General features: G+C 64.7%; 12 protein-coding genes and 1 tRNA gene. 10 read left to right on the forward strand and 3 right to left on the reverse strand.

The features are described 5' to 3' along the window. The first annotated feature begins 152 nt into the window (after window positions 1-152). Entirely contained in the window at window positions 153-326 is a 174-nt protein-coding gene (locus IVB27_RS24020; protein ID WP_247445661.1) for a hypothetical protein, read from the forward strand. Between the two features lie 132 nt (window positions 327-458). Here IVB27_RS24020 and IVB27_RS24025 read toward each other — a convergent pair. Then, window positions 459-535: transfer RNA gene (locus IVB27_RS24025), tRNA-Arg, on the reverse strand. Between the two features lie 402 nt (window positions 536-937). Here IVB27_RS24025 and IVB27_RS24030 point away from each other — a divergent pair. From IVB27_RS24030 to IVB27_RS24055, 6 genes are all read left to right on the forward strand, one after another. Next, the gene (locus IVB27_RS24030; RefSeq protein ID WP_247445662.1) at window positions 938-6,142 is read left to right on the forward strand and encodes an alpha-2-macroglobulin family protein; all 5,205 of its coding nucleotides are present in this window, start codon (window positions 938-940) and stop codon (window positions 6,140-6,142) included. Window positions 6,143-6,177: 35 nt separating this feature from the next. Continuing rightward, window positions 6,178-8,286 (forward strand): penicillin-binding protein 1C, encoded by a 2,109-nt coding sequence (pbpC, locus tag IVB27_RS24035; protein ID WP_524536500.1) that lies wholly within the window; start codon window positions 6,178-6,180, stop codon window positions 8,284-8,286. Between the two features lie 50 nt (window positions 8,287-8,336). After that, the gene (locus tag IVB27_RS24040; RefSeq protein WP_247445664.1) at window positions 8,337-10,079 is read left to right on the forward strand and encodes an ArnT family glycosyltransferase; all 1,743 of its coding nucleotides are present in this window, start codon (window positions 8,337-8,339) and stop codon (window positions 10,077-10,079) included. 1 nt (window position 10,080) lies between these two features. Then, window positions 10,081-10,926: a phosphatase PAP2 family protein gene (locus tag IVB27_RS24045; protein WP_247445665.1), complete on the forward strand. Its 846-nt coding sequence runs from the start codon at window positions 10,081-10,083 to the stop codon at window positions 10,924-10,926. Between the two features lie 63 nt (window positions 10,927-10,989). Beyond that, window positions 10,990-11,721: a glycosyltransferase family 2 protein gene (locus IVB27_RS24050; RefSeq protein ID WP_247445666.1), complete on the forward strand. Its 732-nt coding sequence runs from the start codon at window positions 10,990-10,992 to the stop codon at window positions 11,719-11,721. After that, complete coding sequence (locus IVB27_RS24055; protein WP_247445667.1) at window positions 11,718-12,056, forward strand: lipid-A-disaccharide synthase N-terminal domain-containing protein; 339 nt, start codon at window positions 11,718-11,720, stop codon at window positions 12,054-12,056. Before IVB27_RS24050 ends, IVB27_RS24055 begins: the two co-directional genes overlap by 4 nt. A 1,472-nt stretch (window positions 12,057-13,528) precedes the next feature. On the opposite strand, the gene IVB27_RS24060 is transcribed toward IVB27_RS24055, so the two are convergent. Next, window positions 13,529-15,226 carry a Na/Pi cotransporter family protein gene (locus IVB27_RS24060; protein ID WP_247445668.1) on the reverse strand — a complete coding sequence of 566 codons (1,698 nt, stop codon included), beginning with the start codon at window positions 15,224-15,226 and terminating at the stop codon, window positions 13,529-13,531. A 178-nt stretch (window positions 15,227-15,404) separates the two neighbouring features. Then, window positions 15,405-16,589: a cystathionine beta-lyase gene (gene metC, locus IVB27_RS24065; protein WP_247353459.1), complete on the reverse strand. Its 1,185-nt coding sequence runs from the start codon at window positions 16,587-16,589 to the stop codon at window positions 15,405-15,407. A gap of 417 nt (window positions 16,590-17,006) precedes the next feature. Between metC and IVB27_RS24070 the strand changes: the two genes are divergently transcribed. The 3 genes from IVB27_RS24070 to IVB27_RS24080 are packed head-to-tail and all read left to right on the forward strand — an operon-like array spanning window position 17,007 to window position 20,772. After that, window positions 17,007-18,023 carry an amino acid ABC transporter substrate-binding protein gene (locus tag IVB27_RS24070; protein WP_247353457.1) on the forward strand — a complete coding sequence of 339 codons (1,017 nt, stop codon included), beginning with the start codon at window positions 17,007-17,009 and terminating at the stop codon, window positions 18,021-18,023. 26 nt (window positions 18,024-18,049) lie between these two features. Continuing rightward, window positions 18,050-19,255 carry an amino acid ABC transporter permease gene (locus IVB27_RS24075; RefSeq protein WP_247445669.1) on the forward strand — a complete coding sequence of 402 codons (1,206 nt, stop codon included), beginning with the start codon at window positions 18,050-18,052 and terminating at the stop codon, window positions 19,253-19,255. Beyond that, complete coding sequence (locus tag IVB27_RS24080; protein WP_247445670.1) at window positions 19,252-20,772, forward strand: amino acid ABC transporter permease; 1,521 nt, start codon at window positions 19,252-19,254, stop codon at window positions 20,770-20,772. The genes IVB27_RS24075 and IVB27_RS24080 overlap by 4 nt, the downstream gene beginning before the upstream one ends. The last annotated feature ends 4 nt before the right edge of the window (window positions 20,773-20,776 follow it).

A 20,776-nucleotide genomic window follows, 5' to 3' on the forward strand; every position in this document is an offset into this window, starting at 1 on the left:
CTGGACCAATGACCGACCGGTCGGCCGATTTATTGCCGCGCCTGAATCAATCGGTCGCCAAGCATGCTTCCAAGGCCGGCTTCTGGTGGCCGCGACCCGCCCATGCCTGGACGGCGAAGGCGAGCTGATACTGACTCACCGCCGTGCCCGCGATGGAAGCCCGCGCCGTCTCGATTCGTTTTGTGATACCGCTGGAGCTCACGACGCCTGCGTCGATTGCCAAATACGACATTGCGATTACAGCCACCGCAGATGCGATCGCCATTCTCGTCCACTCGGATAGCGGCATCGGAGTCCTTATCGAGCTCAATTCGCCCGGCGCGTAGATAAGGCTGATCTGGCCGGTTGAAAGTTCGGGGCGACGATTCCCACGCATTCGTGAAGGACGATGGATCGGCAGCTGCGCCGCCTTGCGCTGCTTGGCGGGCGCTGTCGCCGATGTCCCGGGTCTTGGAGACTGGCGATCCCGGCAGGAATCGAACCTGCAACCCTCAGAGTAGAAATCTGATGCTCTATCCAGTTGAGCTACGGGACCGTTTGAGCCGCCCTGGTTTGGGGCCAGCTGTTCATCTACCATGCCATTATGAAAAATATCGTCTTTAGCCAAGCCTGAACCGAACCGTTTTCCTCGAAGCCGCGACAAAGCGGAACGGTGGGGTGTCAGGGTGCCGGGTTGAGCGGCAGCGGACTGGACGATGGATCACATCGCCGGGAACGCTGACTAGCTTCCGGGACACGGCCGCCGGTCGACTGGTCCGGTATTGCTGCGCCATCAGGACGGCGTGCGCGGCGGTATCTCGATCAGTCTCCTCTGGGCTTGCCTAGTCATGGCGAATACGACGATTTGCACCTTTGGTTCCATCGCCTTGAGTCCGTCACCTTTCCGCGCATTTCATGCGACAAGCGGCGTTCGTCCGCGATTTCCGGGAGTCCATCCATGATCGGTCTTGTTCGCGCCGTCACACTCTGCGCCACGCTGGCGTTCGGCCTTAGCGTAGCGCAGGCCGCCGACAAGGCCTTCAAGCGCGACGATCTCGCCGATTCCGCGATCAAGCTGGAGGCGCAGATCAAGGGCGAGGCGGGGCCGGTCGCCAAGACCGGCGCGAGCTTGCGCACCGACGCCGATGCTGCCTTCCGGCGCAACGACTATCGCACCGGCCTGTTGGTGCTCGGCCAGATCGCGGCGACCGCGCCGGAGGATGCCGGCAACTGGCTGCGCCTGGCAAAAGTCATCTTCCAGATCACGCCGAAGAGCTCGAGCGAGCAGACCTTCCTGCTGGAGCGCGCCTCGACCGCCGCCTACATCGCCTATCAGCGCACCGGTAATCCGGGCGAGGAGGCCGACGCGCTCGCCGTGCTCGGCAAGTCGCTGTCCGAACGAAAACTATGGCGGCCGTCGCTGGATGCGCTGCGGCTTTCGCTCGACATGCGCGAGGTCGCCGACGTCCGCGGCCAGTATGAGAAGATGCGCGACGAGCACGGTTTTCGGCTGCTCGACTACACCGTGGACTCGGACTCGGCGAGCCCGCGCGCCTGCTTCCAATTCTCGGAGGAACTGGCGAAGCGAACCGATTTTGCGCCGTACCTCGCGCTGGCGGGCCAGGACAAGCCGGCACTGTCGGCCGAGGGCAAGCAGCTCTGCGTCGACGGGCTGAAGCACGGCGAACGCTACAACATCAATCTGCGCGCCGGCCTGCCGTCCACCGTGAAGGAGGGCCTGCCGAAATCGGCCGAGTTCAACGTCTATGTGCGCGACCGCAAACCGTTCGTGCGCTTCAACAGCCGCGCCTATGTGCTGCCGAGGACCGGCCAGCGCGGCATTCCCGTGGTCAGCGTCAACACGCCCGCGGTCAATATCAACGTGTTCCGGATCGGCGACCGCAATCTGATCAACACGGTGGTGGACAGCGACTTCCAGAAGACGCTGTCCAAGTATCAGCTCAGCGACCTCGGTGGTGAGCGCGGCGTCAAAGTCTGGACCGGCGAGCTCGCGACCGCGATGATGCTGAACCAGGACGTCACCACGGCGTTCCCGGTCGATCAGGCGCTCGGCGAACTCCAGCCCGGCGTCTACGTGATGACGGCCGCGGCCAAGGGACCGGGCTCGGACGACGACTACCAGCTCGCCACCCAATGGTTCATCGTTTCCGACCTCGGCGTCGCAGCCTATTCCGGCAATGACGGCATCCACGTGTTCGTGAATTCGCTGGCGTCCACCGACCCGGTCGGCAAAGCCGAGGTGCGGTTGGTCGCGCGCAACAACGAGATTTTGGCGACGCGCAAGACCGACGACAGCGGCCATGTGCTGTTCGAGGCCGGGCTTGCGCGCGGCGAGGGCGGCCTGTCGCCGGCGATGCTGACGGTCACGGGCGAGAAGGCCGACTATGCCTTTCTCAGCCTGAAGACCTCCGCCTTCGACCTGTCCGACCGCGGCGTTTCGGGCCGCGCGGTGCCTGCGGGCGCCGACGCCTTCGTCTATGCAGAGCGCGGCGTCTACCGCTCCAGCGAGACCGTCTATCTCACCGCTCTGCTCCGCGACGGGCAGGGCAATGCGGTCACCGGCGGGCCGATGACCCTGGTGATCGAGCGCCCTGATGGCGTCGAATTCCGCCGCGCTGTGGTGTCCGACCAGGGCGCCGGCGGCCGCACGCTGGCCGTGCCGCTCAACTCGGCCGTGCCGACCGGGACCTGGCGGGTGCGCGCCTTCACCGACCCGAAGGGCTCCTCGATCGGCGAGACCACCTTCATGGTCGAGGACTACGTTCCCGACAGGATCGAATTCGACTTGTCTGCCAAGGACAAGCTGATCAAAGCTAACGCTCCAGTGGAGCTTAAGGCGGACGGTCATTTCCTCTATGGCGCGCCGGCCTCGAGTCTGGCGCTCGAAGGCGACATGCTGGTCGCGCCCGCATCGGAACGTCCGGGCTTTGCCGGCTACCAGTTCGGCGTCGCCGACGAAGAGACCACCTCGAACGAGCGCACGCCGCTGGAGAACCTGCCCGAGGCCGACGCCAACGGCGTTGCAACCTTCCCGGTCACGCTCGACAAGCAGCCGGCCTCGACGCGTCCCCAGGAAGCGCAGATCTTCGTCCGCATGGTCGAGACCGGCGGCCGCGCCGTCGAGCGTAAGATCGTGCTGCCGGTCGCACCCGTGGCCGCCATGATCGGCATCAAGCCGCTGTTTGGCGACAAGAACGTCGCGGAGGGCGACAAGGCCGAGTTCGAAGTCGTGTTCGTCTCGCCCGCGGGCGAGAGGCTTCGCCGCGACGGCCTGCGCTACGAGCTCCTGAAGATGGAGTCGCGCTACCAATGGTATCGCCAGAGCAATTATTGGGAATACGAGCCGGTCAAGTCGACGTCGCGCGTCGCTGACGGTGACGTCACCGTTGCCGCCGACAAGCCGTCGCGGATTTCGCTGACGCCGCAGCCAGGCCGCTACCGGTTGGATGTGAAGTCGAACGACGCCGACGGCCCGGTGACCTCGGTGCAGTTCGACGTCGGCTGGTATTCCGACGGCAGCGCCGACACGCCGGACCTGCTGGAGACCTCGATCGACAAGCCGCAATACGCTTCGGGCGACTCCATGACCGTGTCGGTCAACGTCCGCAGCGCCGGCAAGCTGACCGTCAACGTGCTCGGCGATCGCCTGCTGACGACGCAGACCATCGACGTCAAGGAGGGCACCGCGCAGGTGAAGCTCCCGGTCGGCAAGGACTGGGGCACCGGCGCCTATGTGGTGGCGACGCTGCGCCGTCCGCTCGATGCGGCCGCGCAACGCATGCCGGGCCGCGCGATCGGCCTGAAATGGTTCGGCATCGACAAGCAGACCCGCACGCTCCAGGTGAAGCTGACGCCGCCGGCGCTGATCCGGCCGAATGCGATGCTGAAGATCCCGGTCAAGCTCGACGGGCTCAATCCGGGTGAGGACGCCAAGATCGTCATCGCCGCGGTCGATGTCGGCATCCTCAATCTCACCAATTACAAGCCGCCGGCGCCTGATGACTATTATCTCGGCCAGCGCCGCCTGAGCGCGGAGATCCGCGATCTCTATGGGCAACTCATCGACGGCATGTCGGGCACGCGCGGGCAGATCAAGTCCGGCGGCGACGCCGGTGCCGCCGAGCTCCAGGGCTCGCCGCCCGCGCAGAAGCCGCTCGCGCTCTATTCGGGCATCGTCACCGTTGCCGCCGACGGCACGGCAGAAGTGAGCTTCGACATTCCGGAGTTCGCCGGCACCGCGCGCGTGATGGCCGTGGCGTGGACCGCGACAAAGCTCGGCCGCGCCAACACCGATGTGGTGATCCGCGATCCCGTGGTGTTGACCACGACCCTGCCGCGCTTCCTGCTCAACGGCGACCACGGCACGGTCAATCTCGAGATCGACAATGTCGAGGGGCAGGCCGGCGATTACGTCATCAACGTGAAGACGGGTGGCCCGGTGAAGATGACCGGCAATCCCGCAACCACGGTGAAGCTCGCCGCCAAGCAGCGCAATTCGTTCACGCTCGCCGTCGACGCGACCGCGGCGGGGCAGGCGACGCTCGACGTCGACATCAAGGGACCGAATGGCCTGGCGCTGGCGCGCCACTATGCGCTCGACGTCAAGGCGGCAACCCAGGTGCTGGCGCGGCGCTCGATCCGGACGCTGGCGAAGGGCGAGAGCCTGACGCTGACCTCGGACATGTTCGCCGATCTCGTGCCGGGCACCGGCAGCGTCTCGGTCTCGGCGAGCCTGTCGACCGCGCTCGATGCGGCGACGATCCTCAAAGCGCTCGACCGCTATCCCTATGGCTGCTCGGAGCAGATCACCAGCCGCGCCATGCCGCTGCTCTATGTCAACGAGCTCGCTACGGGCGCGCATCTGGCCATGGATACCGAGGTCGACCAGCGCATCCGCGACGCCATCGAACGGCTGCTCGCGCGCCAGGGCTCGAACGGTTCGTTCGGCCTGTGGTCCGCCGGCGGCGACGACGCCTGGCTCGATGCCTACGTGACGGACTTCCTGACCCGGGCCCGCGAAAAGGGCTTTGTGGTGCCGGATGTCCTGTTCAAGACCGCACTCGACCGCATTCGCAATTCGGTCGTCAACGGCAACGAGCCGGAGAAGGATGGCGGCCGCGACCTCGCTTACGGTCTCTACGTGCTCGCGCGCAACGGTGCTGCGCCGATCGGCGATCTCCGCTATCTCGCCGACACCAAGCTCTCTAACCTCGCGACGCCAATCGCGAAGTCGCAGCTCGCGGCCGCGCTCGCGCTGGTCGGCGACCGCAACCGCGCAGAACGGGTCTATGGCGCAGCCCTCGACAGCCTTGCGCCCAAGCCCGTGCTGGAATTCGGCCGCACCGATTACGGCTCGCAGCTCCGCGATGCAGCAGCGCTGGTGTCGCTTGCCAGCGAAGGCAACGCGCCGAAGGCGACGCTGACGCAGGCGGTGACGCGGGTTGAGACCGCGCGCGGGCTGACGCCCTACACCTCCACGCAGGAGAATGCGTGGCTGGTGCTGGCGGCGCGCGCGCTCGCCAAGGAGAACCTGTCGATGGAGGTCGATGGCCAGCCGGTCAAGACCGCGCTCTATCGCAGCTACAAGGCCACGACACTGGAAGGCAAGCCGTTGAAGATTACCAACACCGGTGACGCGCCGGTGCAGGCCGTGATCTCGGTGTCGGGCTCGCCGGTGACGCCCGAGCCTGCGGCATCGAACGGCTTCAAGATCGAGCGCAACTTCTTCACGCTCGACGGCAAGCCGGCCGATATCAGCAAGGTCAAGCAGAACGACCGCTTCGCTGTTGTGCTGAAGATCACCGAGGCGAAGCCCGAGTACGGCCACATCATGGTGTCCGACTATCTGCCGGCCGGTCTCGAGATCGACAATCCAAAACTGGTGTCGTCGGGCGACAGCGGCACGCTGGGCTGGATCGAGGACGGCCAGGAGCCCGAGGATACCGAGTTCCGCGACGACCGCTTCACGGCGGCCGTCGATCGGGCCTCGGATTCCAAGGCGGTCTTCACGGTGGCTTATGTCGTGCGTGTGGTCTCGCCCGGCAAATACGTGCTGCCGCAGGCCTATGTCGAGGACATGTACAATCCCTCGCGCTACGGTCGCACCGGGACGGGCACCGTCGAGGTGCGGGCGGCGAAGTGAGTGATGGCGAGATGAGCGATGTGGTGAGAGACCATTTGGATGGCCGGGATAAGCCCGGCCATGACGGAGCAAGGGGCAGGGGCCATCGCCTCCTCTCCGGCCTCGCGCTCACGCTCATCCTCGCCGTCGTCGGCTTCGTCGCCTGGGTCTACTCCCTCGGCCCGCTGCCCTTCGACGAAGCCCGCCAGGTCTCCACCACCATCGTCGACCGCAACGGCAAGCTGCTGCGAGCCTATGCGATGGCGGACGGGCGCTGGCGGCTGCCGGTCGAGACGAAGGCGAACGTCGATCCGACTTATCTAAAGCTGCTGCTTGCCTATGAGGACCAGCGTTTTTACGCCCATGACGGCATCGACCCGCTGGCGCTCGGGCGGGCCGCATTACAACTCGCCACGCGCGGCCGCATCGTCTCGGGTGGATCGACCATCTCGATGCAGCTCGCACGGCTGATGGAGCCGCGGCGGCAGCGCTCGCTCTACGCAAAGCTGCGGCAGATGGTTCGTGCGATCGAGATCGAGCGGAGCTTGGGCAAGGAGCAGATCCTCGATCTCTATCTCGCGCTCGCGCCTTATGGCGGCAACCTCGAAGGCATTCGCGCCGCCTCGATCGCCTATCTCGGCAAGGAGCCGAAGCGGCTGTCGCTGGCTGAGGCCGCGCTGCTGGTCGCGCTGCCGCAATCGCCGGAGACCCGCAGGCTCGATCGCTATCCGGATGCGGCGCGCAAAGCGCGTGACCGCGTGCTCGACCGTATGGTCGAGGAGCATCAGATCAGCCTCGACGACGCGACGCAGGCCAAGGCCGTGCCGGTGCCCAAGCTACGCAAGCCGATGCCGATCCTGGCGCCGCATGCCTCCGATGCGGCGCTGGCGACGGTCAAGGACGCGCCCGTCATCAAGCTGACGCTCGATGCCAACCTCCAAAAGGTGCTGGAGTTGCTGGCGCGCGACCGCGCCATTGCGCTGGGGCCGAACATCTCGGTCGGCATTATCGTGGTCGATAACGAGAGCGGTGACGTGCTCGCCCGCGTCGGCTCGGCGGACTATTTCGACGAGCGCCGGGCAGGGCAGGTCGACATGACCCGTGCCATCCGCTCGCCGGGCTCGACGCTGAAACCGTTCATCTATGGGCTCGCCTTCGAGGACGGTTTTGTTCATCCCGACAGTCTGATCGACGATCGGCCCGTGCGCTTCGGCTCCTACGCGCCGGAAAATTTCGACATGACGTTCCAGGGCACAGTGCCGGTGAAGAAGGCGCTGCAGATGTCGCTGAACGTGCCCGCGATCGTCCTGCTCGACCGCGTCGGCGCGAGCCGGCTGGCATCGCGGCTGCGCCAGGCCGGCGGCAATCTGGTGCTGCCCAAGGACGAGGCGCCGGGACTTGCCATGGGCCTTGGCGGTGTCGGCGTGACGCTGCAGGACCTCGCCCAGCTTTATGCGGGGTTCGCCCGGCTCGGCACCACCAAGCCGCTGCGCGAGGTCACGACTGACAGGGACGACCGGGAGCCGCTGCGGCTGCTCGATCAGGTCGCGGCCTGGCAGGTGGGCAATGTGCTGCTGGGCACCCCGCCACCGGAGAACGCGGCCCACAACCGCATCGCCTTCAAGACCGGCACCTCCTACGGCTACCGCGACGCCTGGTCGATGGGCTTCGACGGCCGCATGACCATCGGCGTCTGGGTGGGCCGGCCCGACGGCGCGCCGGTGCCGGGCCTGATCGGCCGGGTTGCCGCCGCGCCGATCCTGTTCGACGCCTTCGCCCGGACCGGCAAGACGCTGGTCCCGTTGCCGAAACCACCGAAGGGAACCCTGGTCGCCAGCAACGCGAAGCTGCCGTTGCCGTTGCGGCGGTTCCGCCCGGTCGGTGATCTGGTACGGGCTGGGGGCGAACAGGCTCTGCACATCCAGTTCCCGCTGAACGGCTCGCGGATCGATGTCGATCGCTCGGGTGGCGAGGGCGGTGCGGCCATGCCGGTCAAGGTCGCGGGCGGCGTCCTGCCCATGACCGTCATGGTTAACGGAACGGCGCTGGGCGAGATCGACGGACGGCGCCAGCGGCTGATCGATCCGCCCGGTCCGGGCTTTGCGCGGCTGACCGTCATCGACGCCACGGGCGCCGCGGACACAGTCGTCATTCGAATTCAATGACCCTGCCTCAAGCGGTTGTGGCAATAACGGTTTCAGCGTAAGCGGAACCAATGGCCGAGACCTACCCCACACCCCGTTTTGGAGCTCCCCGCGAGCCGAAATCCCCGGTGAATCCGGGTAGCCGGCTCGTGTCCATGTTCGACATCGCCACGGCCAGCCATGCGCGTGCGGTCGGCTTCCTTTTGGTTTGCGCGTTGCTGCTGTTCCTGCCGGGCTTCTTCACGATTCCACCGGTTGATCGCGACGAGGCGCGCTTTGCGCAAGCGACCAAGCAGATGGTCGAGAGCGGCGATTATGTCGACATCCGCTTCCAGGAAGACGTCCGCTACAAGAAGCCGGTCGGCATCTACTGGCTGCAATCGGCCGCGGTCGAGACGGCATCGGCGCTCGGCCTGCCGCGGGCCGAATTGCGCATCTGGGTCTATCGGCTCCCCTCGCTGATCGGCGCGATCGGCGCCGTGCTCATGACCTACTGGACGGCGCTCGGCTTCGTCACGCGGCGCGCTGCGGTGCTTGCCGCGCTCCTGATGAGCGCCTCCGTGCTGCTCGGCGTCGAGGCACGGCTCGCGAAAACCGACGCGATGCTGCTGTTCTGCGTGGTCGCCGCCATGGGCGCGATGGCACGGGCCTATCTGTCGTGGCAGCGCGCCGAGGACGAGACGCATCCGCCCTGGAGCTGGCCCGCGATCTTCTGGACCGCGCTCGCCGTCGGCATCCTGATCAAGGGCCCGTTGATCCTGATGTTCGCAGGCCTGACCATCGTCGCGCTCGCGATCCAGGACCGCGATGCCTCCTGGCTATGGAAGCTGCGTCCGCTCTGGGGCCTGATGTGGATGCTGGTGCTGGTGCTGCCCTGGTTCGTCGCGATCTTCTGGCGCGCGGGCGATGCCTTCTTCGCCGATTCCGTCGGTGGCGACATGCTGAGCAAGTTAGGCGCCCAGGAATCCCACGGCGCGCCGCCTGGACTGTACCTGGTGCTGTTCTGGATCACGTTCTGGCCCGGAGCGCCGCTGGCGGCGATGGCGGCGCCCGCAGTCTGGCGCGCGCGGCGCGAGCCCGGCGCGCAATTCCTGCTGGCCTGGCTGGTCCCGTCCTGGATCGTGTTCGAGGCGGTGCTGACCAAGCTGCCGCATTACGTGCTGCCGCTGTACCCTGCGATCGCGATCCTCACCGCCGGCGCGTTGGAGCGGCGTGTGCTGTCTTGGTCCTGGTTGATGCGCGGCTCGGCCTGGTGGTTCGCGATCCCCGTTGGCGGCTCGATCATCGCAGTCGTCGGCGCGGTGATGCTGACGCGGCAGCCTGCTTTCGTGGCCTGGCCGTTCATCGCGGCCTCGCTGATCTTCGGCCTGTTCGCCTGGTGGCTTCACGACAACAACCACGCCGAACGCTCACTGCTCAACGCGCTGGTCGCAGCCCTGATGCTGGCGGTCGTGGTCTACGGCATCGTGCTGCCGTCGCTGACGCCGGTGTTTCCGAGCATCGAGGTCGCACGCGCACTTCGCAACGTCACCTGCGTCGGGCCGAAGGCGGCCGCGGCCGGCTATCACGAGCCGAGCCTCGTCTTCCTGACCGGCACGCAGACGCTGCTCACCGACGGATCGGGCGCGGCGGATTTCCTGCGGCAGGGGAGCTGCCGTTTCGCGCTGGTCGAGCAGCGTTCTGAGCGCGGCTTCGTGCAGCGCGCCGAGGCGATCGGGCTGCGCTACAAGGTTGGCACGCGCATCGACGGCTATAATTTCTCGCAAGGGCGCGCGATCTCGATCTCGATCTTCCGCTCGGAAGGCACCGAGTAGGATGCCGGCGCCAACCGACATCGCGCCGCGCCCGACCTATTCCGCGCAATTGCTCGCGGTGTCGGGGCGCGCCCTGGCGCAACTCGTGCGTACGCCCTCGCATTCGCGCCGCGCCGAGGCCGCACGAAAGCTGGCGCGGCATTCGCTATGGCTCAGCGCGGCCGGCGCAGCCCTGGTCATCGTGCTGATGCTCGCGTTCGATCAGACCGAGATCCAGCTGATGCCGGCGCGTGGCGCGCCCGGCCTGTGGCCGATCCGCATCCTCACCGATTTCGGCAAGGACGAGTATGTGCTCTCGGTGCTCGGGGGTGCGCTGTTGGTCCTGGCGCTGGTTGCAGCGGGATGGCACGGGACCCGCCGCACGTTACTGCTCGGCCTCGGCACGCGGCTGCAGTTCATGTTTCTCTCTGTTGCCCTGTCCGTATTCGTCGCCGAGATCCTGAAATATCTCATCGGTCGCGGACGTCCGTTCGTCGGCGGCAAGGCCAATCCGTTCAACTTCATCCCGTTCGAGGGGACGGGGGCCTATGCCAGCCTGCCGTCGGGTCATGCGGTGACGGCGTTCGCGCTGGCGTTTGCGGTCTCGGCGCTGTGGCCGCGCCTGCGCGTGTTCATGTTCACTTACGCAATCGTGATCCTGCTGACGCGGCTGGTGCTGCTCGCGCATCACCCGAGTGACGTGGTGGCCGGCGCCCTGGTCGGCATGGTCGGCGCCATGGCGGTGCGCTACTGGTTCGCGGCCCGCAGGCTCGGCTTTGCCATTCGTTCTGACGGCACCATTGTGTCTCTTGCAGGGGCGGTCTCGGGCCACCTCAAAAGGGTTGCTCACAGGGCATCCGCCCCATAAAAGCGGCTGCCTGCCGGGACCGCCGGTTCCCGAGCCAAGCCCATTCCAACCACGAGCTTCGATTTGTCGTTCCAGCCTTCGGTTTCCATCGTCGTCCCCGTGCGCAACGAAGCCGACAATATCGCACCGCTGATCGCGGAGATCGGCACGGCGCTCGATAGCCGCTGGGCCTATGAGATCATCTACGTCAACGACGGATCGACGGATGCGACCGGCGACCGGCTCGCTGCCATCATGCAGCGGCGGGACAATCTGCGGCAGCTTCGTCATGCCAAATCGGGCGGTCAATCGGCGGCAGTGCGCAGCGGCGTGCGCGCCGCGCGCGGTGCCATCGTGGCGACGCTCGACGGCGACGGCCAGAACAATCCGGCTTTCCTGCCCGACCTGATCGCGGCGGTCGAGAAGGGTAGCAAGGTCGGACTGGCCGCGGGACAACGCGTCGGCCGCAAGGATACCGGCTTCAAGAAATTCCAGTCGCGCGTCGCCAACGGCGTTCGCAACGCGATCCTGAAGGACGGTACGCGCGACACCGGCTGCGGATTGAAGGCGTTCCGGCGCGAGGTGTTCCTGATGATGCCCTATTTCGACGGGCTGCATCGCTTCCTGCCGGCGCTGGTGCGCCGCGAGGGTTTTGAGATCGCCTATGTCGACGTGATCGACCGGCCGCGCCATTCCGGCGTGTCCAATTACGGTTTCTTCGACCGGCTGTGGATCGGCATCATGGATCTCGTGGGCGTGTGGTGGCTGATCCGCCGCAAGAAGCCGACGCCAGATGTGTCTGAGGTGCAAGCATGATCATCCAGTACGGTCAGGCGTTGAACAATTATCTCTACGACGTCTTCGTCGCCAAGTTCGATTTCTGGCTGGCGTTCGGCCTCGTCGCGCAGCTGTTCTTCACCGCGCGCTTCCTGGTGCAGTGGATCGCGAGCGAGCGCGCCGGCAACAGCGTGGTGCCGATGGCGTTCTGGTTCTGCTCGATGGGCGGCGGGCTGATGACGCTGGTTTATGGCGTCGTCAAGCGCGAGCCGGTCATCATCCTCGGCCAGGCGCTCGCGACCATCATCTATATCCGCAACATCATGCTGATCGTGAAGAACCGCAGCCGCGGCTCGAGGACGCTGGAGCGGTAGCTGTTTGTTGCAACCGCGGACAGGCGATTGCGTTGAGGAGAGCCCGAGAGCGTTGGCGGCGTTGATCTATTTCAGGTTGAAATGAAGATTACTGGCAGATTATAAGCGCCCTAGCAACGCTTGGACAGATTTTAATGGCGCGAATTCCATATGGCCTTGATTTGGGCCTGCCAGAGATGGTCGTAGCTCGGCTCGGTCGAATCGACGGCTCGGGCGAGGGGCGTTCTCGAACGTCTTACGAATTTGACGCGTTAGGGAGCCATATCTCCATAAGAGATCATGCTCGATATCTTGATTCCGGGAAGCTAGGCCTTGGCATCGAAGCTCTTCGAGTACTAACGACACCCAGCAGATTTGCATCAGTATGCGGGACTGAGCCCGAAGTCGGAGACTGGTTTACCTTTTCGTTTGTAAACAAGAAGCCGAAACAAGGCTTGCCGGTCTGGCGGACTCCGCTCGGAGAAGATGGTTTCGTCAATCTTGCGCGAATCTGGATAGTGCAGGGAGAAAAGTTCTCGGATGATCGCGGGTCTCATAGGCCACCTCGGCCACTTGGCGCCGCTACACCATCGAACCTGAATTGGGCGCACGGGATAAAGGCTGCCTCGCTTTTCCCCGCGTCAGCTATAAAGAGCCGCTCTGCAATCACGAATATCCTCTCCACAACGCTAGAATTCCGTCGGGTTAGTATTCGAGATGTTGGTCAGGCGAGTCACTCCTGCTTGCGTTCTGCGGGAGGGACCGTTGCCCTTTACTATGACGTGGGGTGGCCTCTTCCATTCAATCGCAGAACAGAGCCAAAGCAATTTTTCCCTGATCTAGGACGAGCACCTGTCGTGATTTCTCACTGGGACTGGGATCATCTGTGTTTTGGTTTGAAGAAAGCTGGAAGGCACCTCTTGGATTGCGATTGGATCGCACCGGTACAGAAATTGGGCCCTGGGGCGGCACGCATTGCACATATGCTGCACGCTAAGAAGCGGTTGCATTCTTGGGTGGGCGCTAACGTCTCGTTTAGCGGTGGACAGATTGGATACTGTTCAGCTGCGCCGAACGACGCGAACAATTCAGGTCTGGCGCTAAAAATCCAGCTCTCATCGAAGGCCTGTATCTTGCTGGTCGGAGATGCCGACTATCAATTCTTGCCGAATGCATTTTCCGGACAGTTCGATGGTCTAGTGGTTACCCATCATGGCGCAAGATTTGCCGGAGCGCTGAACACTGTACCTCGCCCTGCAACAGCCGATTCTACATGCGTTGTATCGGTCGGGCGTGGAAACACATACAAGCACCCGCATCCGGACTCGCTGCGACTTCATCGGAGTGCGGGCTGGAGTCGCATTGAAACGACTTCGGGATCGAGAGTACGAGTTAGGTCGGATAAACAATTTTACTAGCGCGAGTTCTTCCGCGTAGCTGACCTCGGGTCTGTGATCGCGCCCCCGGCATAGCGAGCGGCTACATAACATTAGCTAGCGCGGCAACGCCGACGCCGACGCCGCGCCCGACGCGGGCAGGGCGGCGGTATCTGCCTCGTGCCTGCGATAAGGCTCGCCCGCCGCGTCGAGCACGGGATAGGCGACCGAGCAGATGTGCGAATGGATGCGGCGCAAATCGCGCAGCACGTCGAGATGCAGCGACGTGGTCTCGAGGGTCTCGGGGCGGCCCTCGCGCAGGCGGTCGAGGTGGCGCTCGACTGCGGCAAGCTCGGTGTTGCGCAGCGCCGTCTTCTCGACCAGCAGCTTGCGCGCCTCGTTGGCGTCGCCCGACATGAAGATGCCGAAGGCGATGCGCAGCGAGTCCATCGTGCGCTTGTGGAAGGCGGCGAGCTCCTCGGCACCCTCGGGCGAGAACTGAAAGCGGCGCTTGATCTTCTTGGTGGCGAGTTCGCTCAGACTCTTGTCGATGATGTCGCCGATATGTTCCAGATTGATGGCGAAGGAGATGATCTCCATCGCCCGCCGGCCCTCGCTCTCGTCGAGGCTGCCCCGCATCAATTTCGTCACGTAGAGCTTGATGGCTTCGTCGAGGCCGTCGACGACATTGTCCGACTTAGAGACCTGGTCGACCAGCGCGCGGTCGCCGGTCATCATCGCCGCCATCACCTTGCGCAGCATCACCTCGACGAAATCGCCCATGCGCAAGGCCTCACGCGCCGCGTCGGCGAGCGCCAGTGACGGCGTCTCCAGTGCCGATTCGTCGAGATAGCGCGGCCGGGCCGGATCGTCTTCCTTGACGCGATCGGGCAGCAGCCGGGTCAGGAGACGCGACATGGTGTCGAGCAGGCCGATGAAGATGACGGCTGTGCCGACGTTGAAGGCGATGTGGAAGGCCGCCGTCATCTTGGCGAGATCCGGCTGCCAGGCATGCATGTGCTCGGCGATCGTGCCGAGGAACGGCAGTACCAGTGCAATCCCGATCACGCGGTTGACGAGATTGCCGACCGGCAGGCGGTAGCTCGCGGCATCGTCGCGCCTGGCGCCTTCGAACACGGGGTTGATGGCGCTGCCAAGATTGGCCCCTAACACCAGGGCCAGCGCAGCATAGGGCGTGATGAACTGCGAATACGCCAGCGACATGATCAGCAGCACGCTGGCGACGCTCGAATGTACCGCCCAGGTCACGAGCGCGGCGATGACGATGCAAAGCACGGGATCGCCCGTGATCGCCGACATCATGGCACGAACACCCGGCGCGTTCTCCGCGGGCGCCAGCGTGTCGAGCAGGATGTGCAGCGACAGCAGCATCAGTCCGAGGCCGATGAGGACACGGCCGATATCCTTGATCCGCGACCGCGGGCCGGCGCGGAAGGCGACGAGCCCGAACACGAACAGGACGGGTGCGACGGCCGCGATATTGAACGACAGCACCTGCACGATCAGCGTCGTGCCGACATTGGCCCCCAACATGATGGCGAGCGCGGCGGCGACGCTGACGAGGCCTTCGGCCGCAAACGAGCTGGTGATCAGCGCGGTTGCCGTACTGCTCTGGAGCAGGGCGGTGAGGCCGAGACCGGCGGCAAACGCGCTGAAGCGGTTGCTGAGCGCCTTGCCCAGCAGTCGCCGCAGGTCGGGGCCGAAGGCGCGCAAAATCCCGCTGTGGACCATGTGGAGGCCCCACAGCAGCAGCGCAACGCCGCCCATCAGATCGAGCAGAACCAACGTTCCCATGCTCCGAGTCCGGATTAGAGTCGATCGGTGAGGCTAACGCCAAACGCCAGCGGATCAAACCCCTTGTTGGCGCATCAGCGTTAACGTTTGCGTCGGTTGCACGTTCCCCCGGCGCGGGTTGACGCGTCCGCCGGCGCGCGATTGCCGCGTCCCGAGGCGCGATGCCTTGTGAGCAGGCTCACATTGCTGCCTTGAGGGCAGCGAAGCCGCGATCGAGATCGGCCTTGAGGTCGTCGACGCTTTCGAGCCCGATGTGCAGACGCAGCGTCGGGCCGCCCGGCGACCATTTCGTGGCAGTGCGATAGGTGTCGCAATCGAAGGGAATCACCAGGCTCTCGAAGCCGCCCCAGGAGAAGCCCATGCCGAAGAGCTTGAGCGTGTCGAGCAAGGTGTCGACCGCCTTCTGCGGCGCCGGCTTCAAGACGATGCTGAACAGGCCAGACGCGCCGGTGAAATCGCGCTTCCAGATCGCATGGCCAGGATCGGTCTCTAACGCCGGATGCAGCACGCGGGCGACCTCGGGACGGCTCGCAAGCCAGCGCGCCATGTCGAGCCCGGAGCGATGATGCTGCGCCAGGCGCACCGACAGCGTGCGCAGGCCGCGCAGCGCCAGGAAGACGTCATCGGGACCGGCGCAGACGCCGAGCAGGCGGATGCCTTCGGCGATCTGCGGCCAGGCCTTGGCATTGGCCGAGATGGTGCCGAACATGATGTCGGAATGGCCGCCGATATATTTGGTGGCGGCCTGCATGCTGATGTCGACGCCCTGCTCGAGCGAGCGGTGATAGAGCGGCGTCGCCCAGGTGTTATCGTCGATGACGAGCGCGCCGCGGGCATGTGCGACCTCTGCGATGGCACGGATGTCCGGCATCTCGAACGATTGCGAGCCGGGCGCCTCGACCAGCACCGCGCTTGTGTTGGGCTTGAACAGCTTGTCGATGCCGGCGCCGATCATCGGATCGAAGTAGGTGGTCTCGATGCCGAAGCGGGTGAGCATGCCGTTGCAGAAATTGCGCGAGGGCCGATAGACGTTGTCGCAGACCAGAATGTGGTCGCCGGCCTTCAGCACCGAGAGCAGGGTGGTGGAGATCGCCGACAGCCCGGACGGCACGATGCCGACCCCGGCGCATTGCGGCCCCTCCAGCGCCATCAGGGTCTCCTGGAACGCTCGGGTGGTCGGCGTGCCGTGCCGGCCGTACTGGAACTCGCCGCGATGAGCATGCAGGTCCTCGGCGGTCGGATAGAGCACGGTCGAGCCGTGGAAGACCGGCGGGTTGACGAACCCCTTCTGCGCCTTGGTGTCGCGGCCGGAGGTGACCAGCCGGGTCTCGGCGTGTTGTTCGGAGGGGTGCGAGGAATCCATGCGTCTGCTTTCAAAACCGCGTTTCCGCTCGGCGCTCGGCGCCTGACGGGACGGCCGGGGGCCGCCCTCGTTAATAACAGAACACAGAAGAGTCCCGTCAACCCCTTGACCCGGCTCGCCAGTCGTTCTGAGATGCGTACGTGCTATTCAGTCGCTGCATGTTGAGGGGCCTGCCGCGAGCTTCGATCCATCGCCTGACCGGGCCTTGCGCCACAGCCATAACGGCGGGCGCCTTTCGGCGGGGATTAAGGTATGGGCCTCCCGGGATCGGCGAGTGATCGGCAAGGTTTTCCAGCATGATTCTTGGTTTTCCAGCATGACTCTTGCAAGGCTGGTCTTGATACGGCTAGCCCTGGCAGAGACGATCCCAAAGACAACGTTCCAGACCTTGAGACGACTTTGAAAGGCCTAAAGCCCATGAAACGCGTAACCTTGGCTCTCACTCTTGCTCTCGCCGCCGGCCTGACTGCCCAAGCCGCCGATGCGCAAACGCTCAAGACCATCAAGGACCGGGGCATGCTGTCCTGCGGCGTCAGCCAGGGTCTGCCCGGCTTCTCCTCGCCCGACGACAAGGGCAACTGGACCGGGCTTGACGTCGACGTCTGCCGCGCGATCGCCGGGGCGATCTTCAACGATCCGACCAAGGTCAAGTACGTGCCGCTCTCCGCCAAGGACCGCTTCACGGCGCTGCAATCCGGCGAAGTCGACGTGCTGTCGCGCAACACCACCTGGACCATCTCGCGCGACACCTCGCTCGGCGCCAACTTCACCGGCGTGACCTATTATGACGGGCAGGGCTTCATGGTGAAGAAGTCGCTCAAGGTGAATTCTGCGCTCGAGCTCAACAGCGCCTCGGTCTGCGTCCAGACCGGCACCACCACCGAGCAGAATCTCGCCGACTACTTCAAGGCCAACAACATGAAGTACGAGGTGATCGCATTCGGCACCAACGACGAAACGGTCAAGGCCTATGAGGCCGGACGCTGCGACGTCTTCACCACCGACCAGTCGGGCCTGTACGCCAACCGCCTGAAGCTTGCCAATCCCGGCGATCACATGGTGCTTCCGGAAATCATCTCGAAGGAGCCGCTCGGACCGATGGTGCGCCACGGCGACGACCAATGGTTCGACATCGTGAAATGGACGCTGTTTGCCATGATCACCGCCGAAGAGCTCGGCGTGACCGCGAAGAACGTCGACGAGAAGGCGAAGCTGGAAAATCCGGAGATGAAGCGCGTCCTCGGCACCGACGGCAATTTCGGTGAGCAGCTCGGCCTGACCAAGGACTGGGTGGTGCGCATCGTGAAAGCCGTCGGCAATTACGGCGAAGTGTTCGACCGCAACGTCGGCGCGGGCTCGCCGCTCGCCATCAATCGGGGTCTCAACAATCTCTGGAACAAGGGCGGTCTCCAGTACGCGCCGCCGATCCGCTGATCCCGCTTGACCCACTGGCAGCGGCGATGAGCACCGAGGCTCGCAAACCGCCGCCCCAGATCGCGCTGAAGATCAGGCGCGTGCTGGGCGGCAAGACAGGCTGGAACGGCATCGCCGTCCAGTTTGCCTTCGCCGCGGTCCTGGGCTGGATTGCCTATGAAATCGTCTCCAACGCCCGCGCCAACCTCGAGAACCAGCACATTGCCGCTGGCTTCGGCTTCCTCGGGAACAATGCCGGTTTCGATGTCAATCAGACACTGATCTCGTATACCGGCTCGGACACGTTCCTGCGCGTGTTCGTGGTCGGGCTTCTCAACACGCTCGTGGTCTCGGTGGTGGGCATCGTCTTTGCTACCCTGATCGGCTTCATCGTCGCGCTGTGCCGGCTGTCGCCCAACTGGCTCGTGGCGCGCGTCGGCGAGCTCTATGTCGAGGTGATCCGCAACCTGCCGCTGCTATTCCAGATCCTGTTCTGGTACCTGGCGGTGCTCGCGGCCTTGCCCAATCCGCGGCAGAGCATTTCGCTGTTCGGCATCGCCTTCGTCAGCAATCGCGGCCTCGTCATTCCCCGCCCGATCGGCGAGAGCGGCTTCGAGGCGTTCCTGGCGGTGCTGGTATTCGGCATCGTGGCTTCGCTGGCGTTGCGCGTCTATGCGCGCCGGGCGCTGTTTCAGCGGGGACAGATGATCCGGATCTGGCCTTATGTGCTGGGCCTGCTGTTCGGGCTGCCGCTCGTCACCATGCTGATATCAGGTCTGCCCTTCACCTTCGAGTTGCCGCAGCTCAAGGGCTTCAATTTCGCGGGCGGCTCGCGGATCATCCCCGAGTTCGTGGCGCTGACATTGGCCTTGTCGACCTATACCGCCGCCTTCATCGCCGAGATCGTGCGCGCGGGCATCCTCTCCGTCCACAGCGGACAGATGGAAGCGGGATCGTCGCTGGGCCTGAGCCGCGGCACCACGCTTCGCCTGGTCGTCGTGCCGCAGGCGATGCGCGTCATCGTTCCGCCGCTGACCAACCAGTACCTCAATCTCACCAAGAATTCGTCGCTGGCCGTCGCGATCGGCTATCCTGACCTCGTCTCCGTGTTCGCCGGCACGTCGCTGAGCCAGACCGGGCAGGCCATCGAGATCATCGCCATGACGATGGGCGTCTATCTCCTGATCTCGCTGATCACCAGCGCCATCATGAGCGTCTACGGTTGGCGCGTCAGCCGGAGTCTCGGCGCATGAGCGATATCGCCTCGCCCAGCTTCGTCCGCCAGGACCTTCTCGATGAGCGCCCCGCGCCGGTGAAGACCACGGGCTTCATCGGCCTCGTGCGGACGCGCCTGTTCAACTCGCCGACCAACGTCCTGCTTACGATCGTCGGCGCCTTGCTGCTCTGGTTCACCATCATTCCTTCCGTCAGGTTCCTGGTGGTCGATGCAGTCTGGACCGGCAAGGATCGCACGGCCTGCCTCGCAGAGAACGCCGGCTTTGCGGTCGGCGCCTGCTGGCCCTATATCCAGGCCAAGCTGCCGCAACTGATCTACGGCTTCTACCCCGAGGCCGAACGCTGGCGGGTCAACCTCACGCTCGTCCTGGCGGTGGTCCTGTTGTTGCCGTTGCTCATTCCGCGGCTGCCGTCGAAAGGCCTGAACGCCGGCCTGTTCTTCTTCGCGTTTCCAGTGGTTGCATTCTTTCTGCTGCACGGCGGCGGCATCAAGGGATTTGGCCTGAGTTCGACAGCCGACCTGCTGCAATTGTTCGACGACAGCATCATCGGCGCCGGGCAGGCTCTGCTCGGTCTCGGCAAGACATCCGCTGCCGCGCCGCTGTTGTGGGTCGTCGGCAATTTCATCGTGCTTGTTGGTACTGCGATCTACTGGCTGATCTTTCCGCTGACCTGGCTGCGCGACCAGCTCCAGGGGACAGGCCAGTCGGTCTGGGTCGATTTCGCCATCACGGCCGCGATCGTCTCGCTGATCGCCTTCGTTCTCGGCGGCGGCGTTCGCACCGGCGTGCGGGCCCTGACATCCAGCATCGCGATCTTCGTCGCCATCGCGATCGTCATCGAGCTGATGGGGCTCGATCACGGCGGACTGCCGATCGTCACGACGAATTTGTGGGGCGGGCTTCTGGTGACGCTGGTGGTCTCCGTCACCGGCATCGTCACCTCGCTGCCGATCGGCATTGCGCTGGCGCTTGGGCGACGCTCGACCATTCCGCTGATCCGGATATTCTCGATCGCCTTCATCGAGTTCTGGCGCGGCGTGCCGCTGATCACCGTGCTGTTCTTCGCCACCTACATGCTGCCGCTGTTCCTGCCCGGTAATTTCACGGTCGACGGTCTCGTCCGCGCGCTGATCGGCATCGCGCTGTTCACAGGCGCCTATCAGGCCGAGAACGTCCGCGGCGGGCTGGCCGCGATCCCGCGCGGGCAGGGCGAGGCGGCTGCGGCGCTGGGGCTGTCCTGGTGGAAGACGAGCTCGCTGATCGTGCTGCCGCAGGCGCTGCGCCACGTCATTCCGAACCTCGTCAACAGCTTCATTTCGCTGTTCAAGGACACTTCGCTGGTCTCGATCGTGGCGCTGTTCGATCTCCTGGGCTCGCTGCGGGCGTCGTTCTCGGACCCGAAATGGTCGTCGCCGTCGACCGCGTTCACCGGCTTTGCCTTCGCCGGGATCATCTACTTCATCTTCTGCTTCGGAATGTCGCGCTACTCGCTCTTCGTCGAACACCGCCTCAACGCTCACCGCCGCAACTGATCGA

This window comes from Bradyrhizobium sp. 197, from assembly GCF_023073375.1.
Classification (GTDB): domain Bacteria; phylum Pseudomonadota; class Alphaproteobacteria; order Rhizobiales; family Xanthobacteraceae; genus Bradyrhizobium.

Bases quoted from the DNA above. Each gene is read 5' to 3' on its own strand.
- IVB27_RS24020 (WP_247445661.1), top strand. From the start codon at position 153: ATGGAAGCCCGCGCCGTCTCGATTCGTTTTGTGATACCGCTGGAGCTC.
- IVB27_RS24030 (WP_247445662.1), top strand. From the start codon at position 938: ATGATCGGTCTTGTTCGCGCCGTCACACTCTGCGCCACGCTGGCGTTC.
- IVB27_RS24060 (WP_247445668.1), bottom strand. From the start codon at position 15,226: ATGGGAACGTTGGTTCTGCTCGATCTGATGGGCGGCGTTGCGCTGCTG.
- IVB27_RS24080 (WP_247445670.1), top strand. From the start codon at position 19,252: ATGAGCGATATCGCCTCGCCCAGCTTCGTCCGCCAGGACCTTCTCGAT.
- IVB27_RS24055 (WP_247445667.1), top strand. From the start codon at position 11,718: ATGATCATCCAGTACGGTCAGGCGTTGAACAATTATCTCTACGACGTC.
- IVB27_RS24070 (WP_247353457.1), top strand. From the start codon at position 17,007: ATGAAACGCGTAACCTTGGCTCTCACTCTTGCTCTCGCCGCCGGCCTG.
- metC (WP_247353459.1), bottom strand. From the start codon at position 16,589: ATGGATTCCTCGCACCCCTCCGAACAACACGCCGAGACCCGGCTGGTC.
- IVB27_RS24040 (WP_247445664.1), top strand. From the start codon at position 8,337: ATGGCCGAGACCTACCCCACACCCCGTTTTGGAGCTCCCCGCGAGCCG.
- IVB27_RS24075 (WP_247445669.1), top strand. From the start codon at position 18,050: ATGAGCACCGAGGCTCGCAAACCGCCGCCCCAGATCGCGCTGAAGATC.
- IVB27_RS24045 (WP_247445665.1), top strand. From the start codon at position 10,081: ATGCCGGCGCCAACCGACATCGCGCCGCGCCCGACCTATTCCGCGCAA.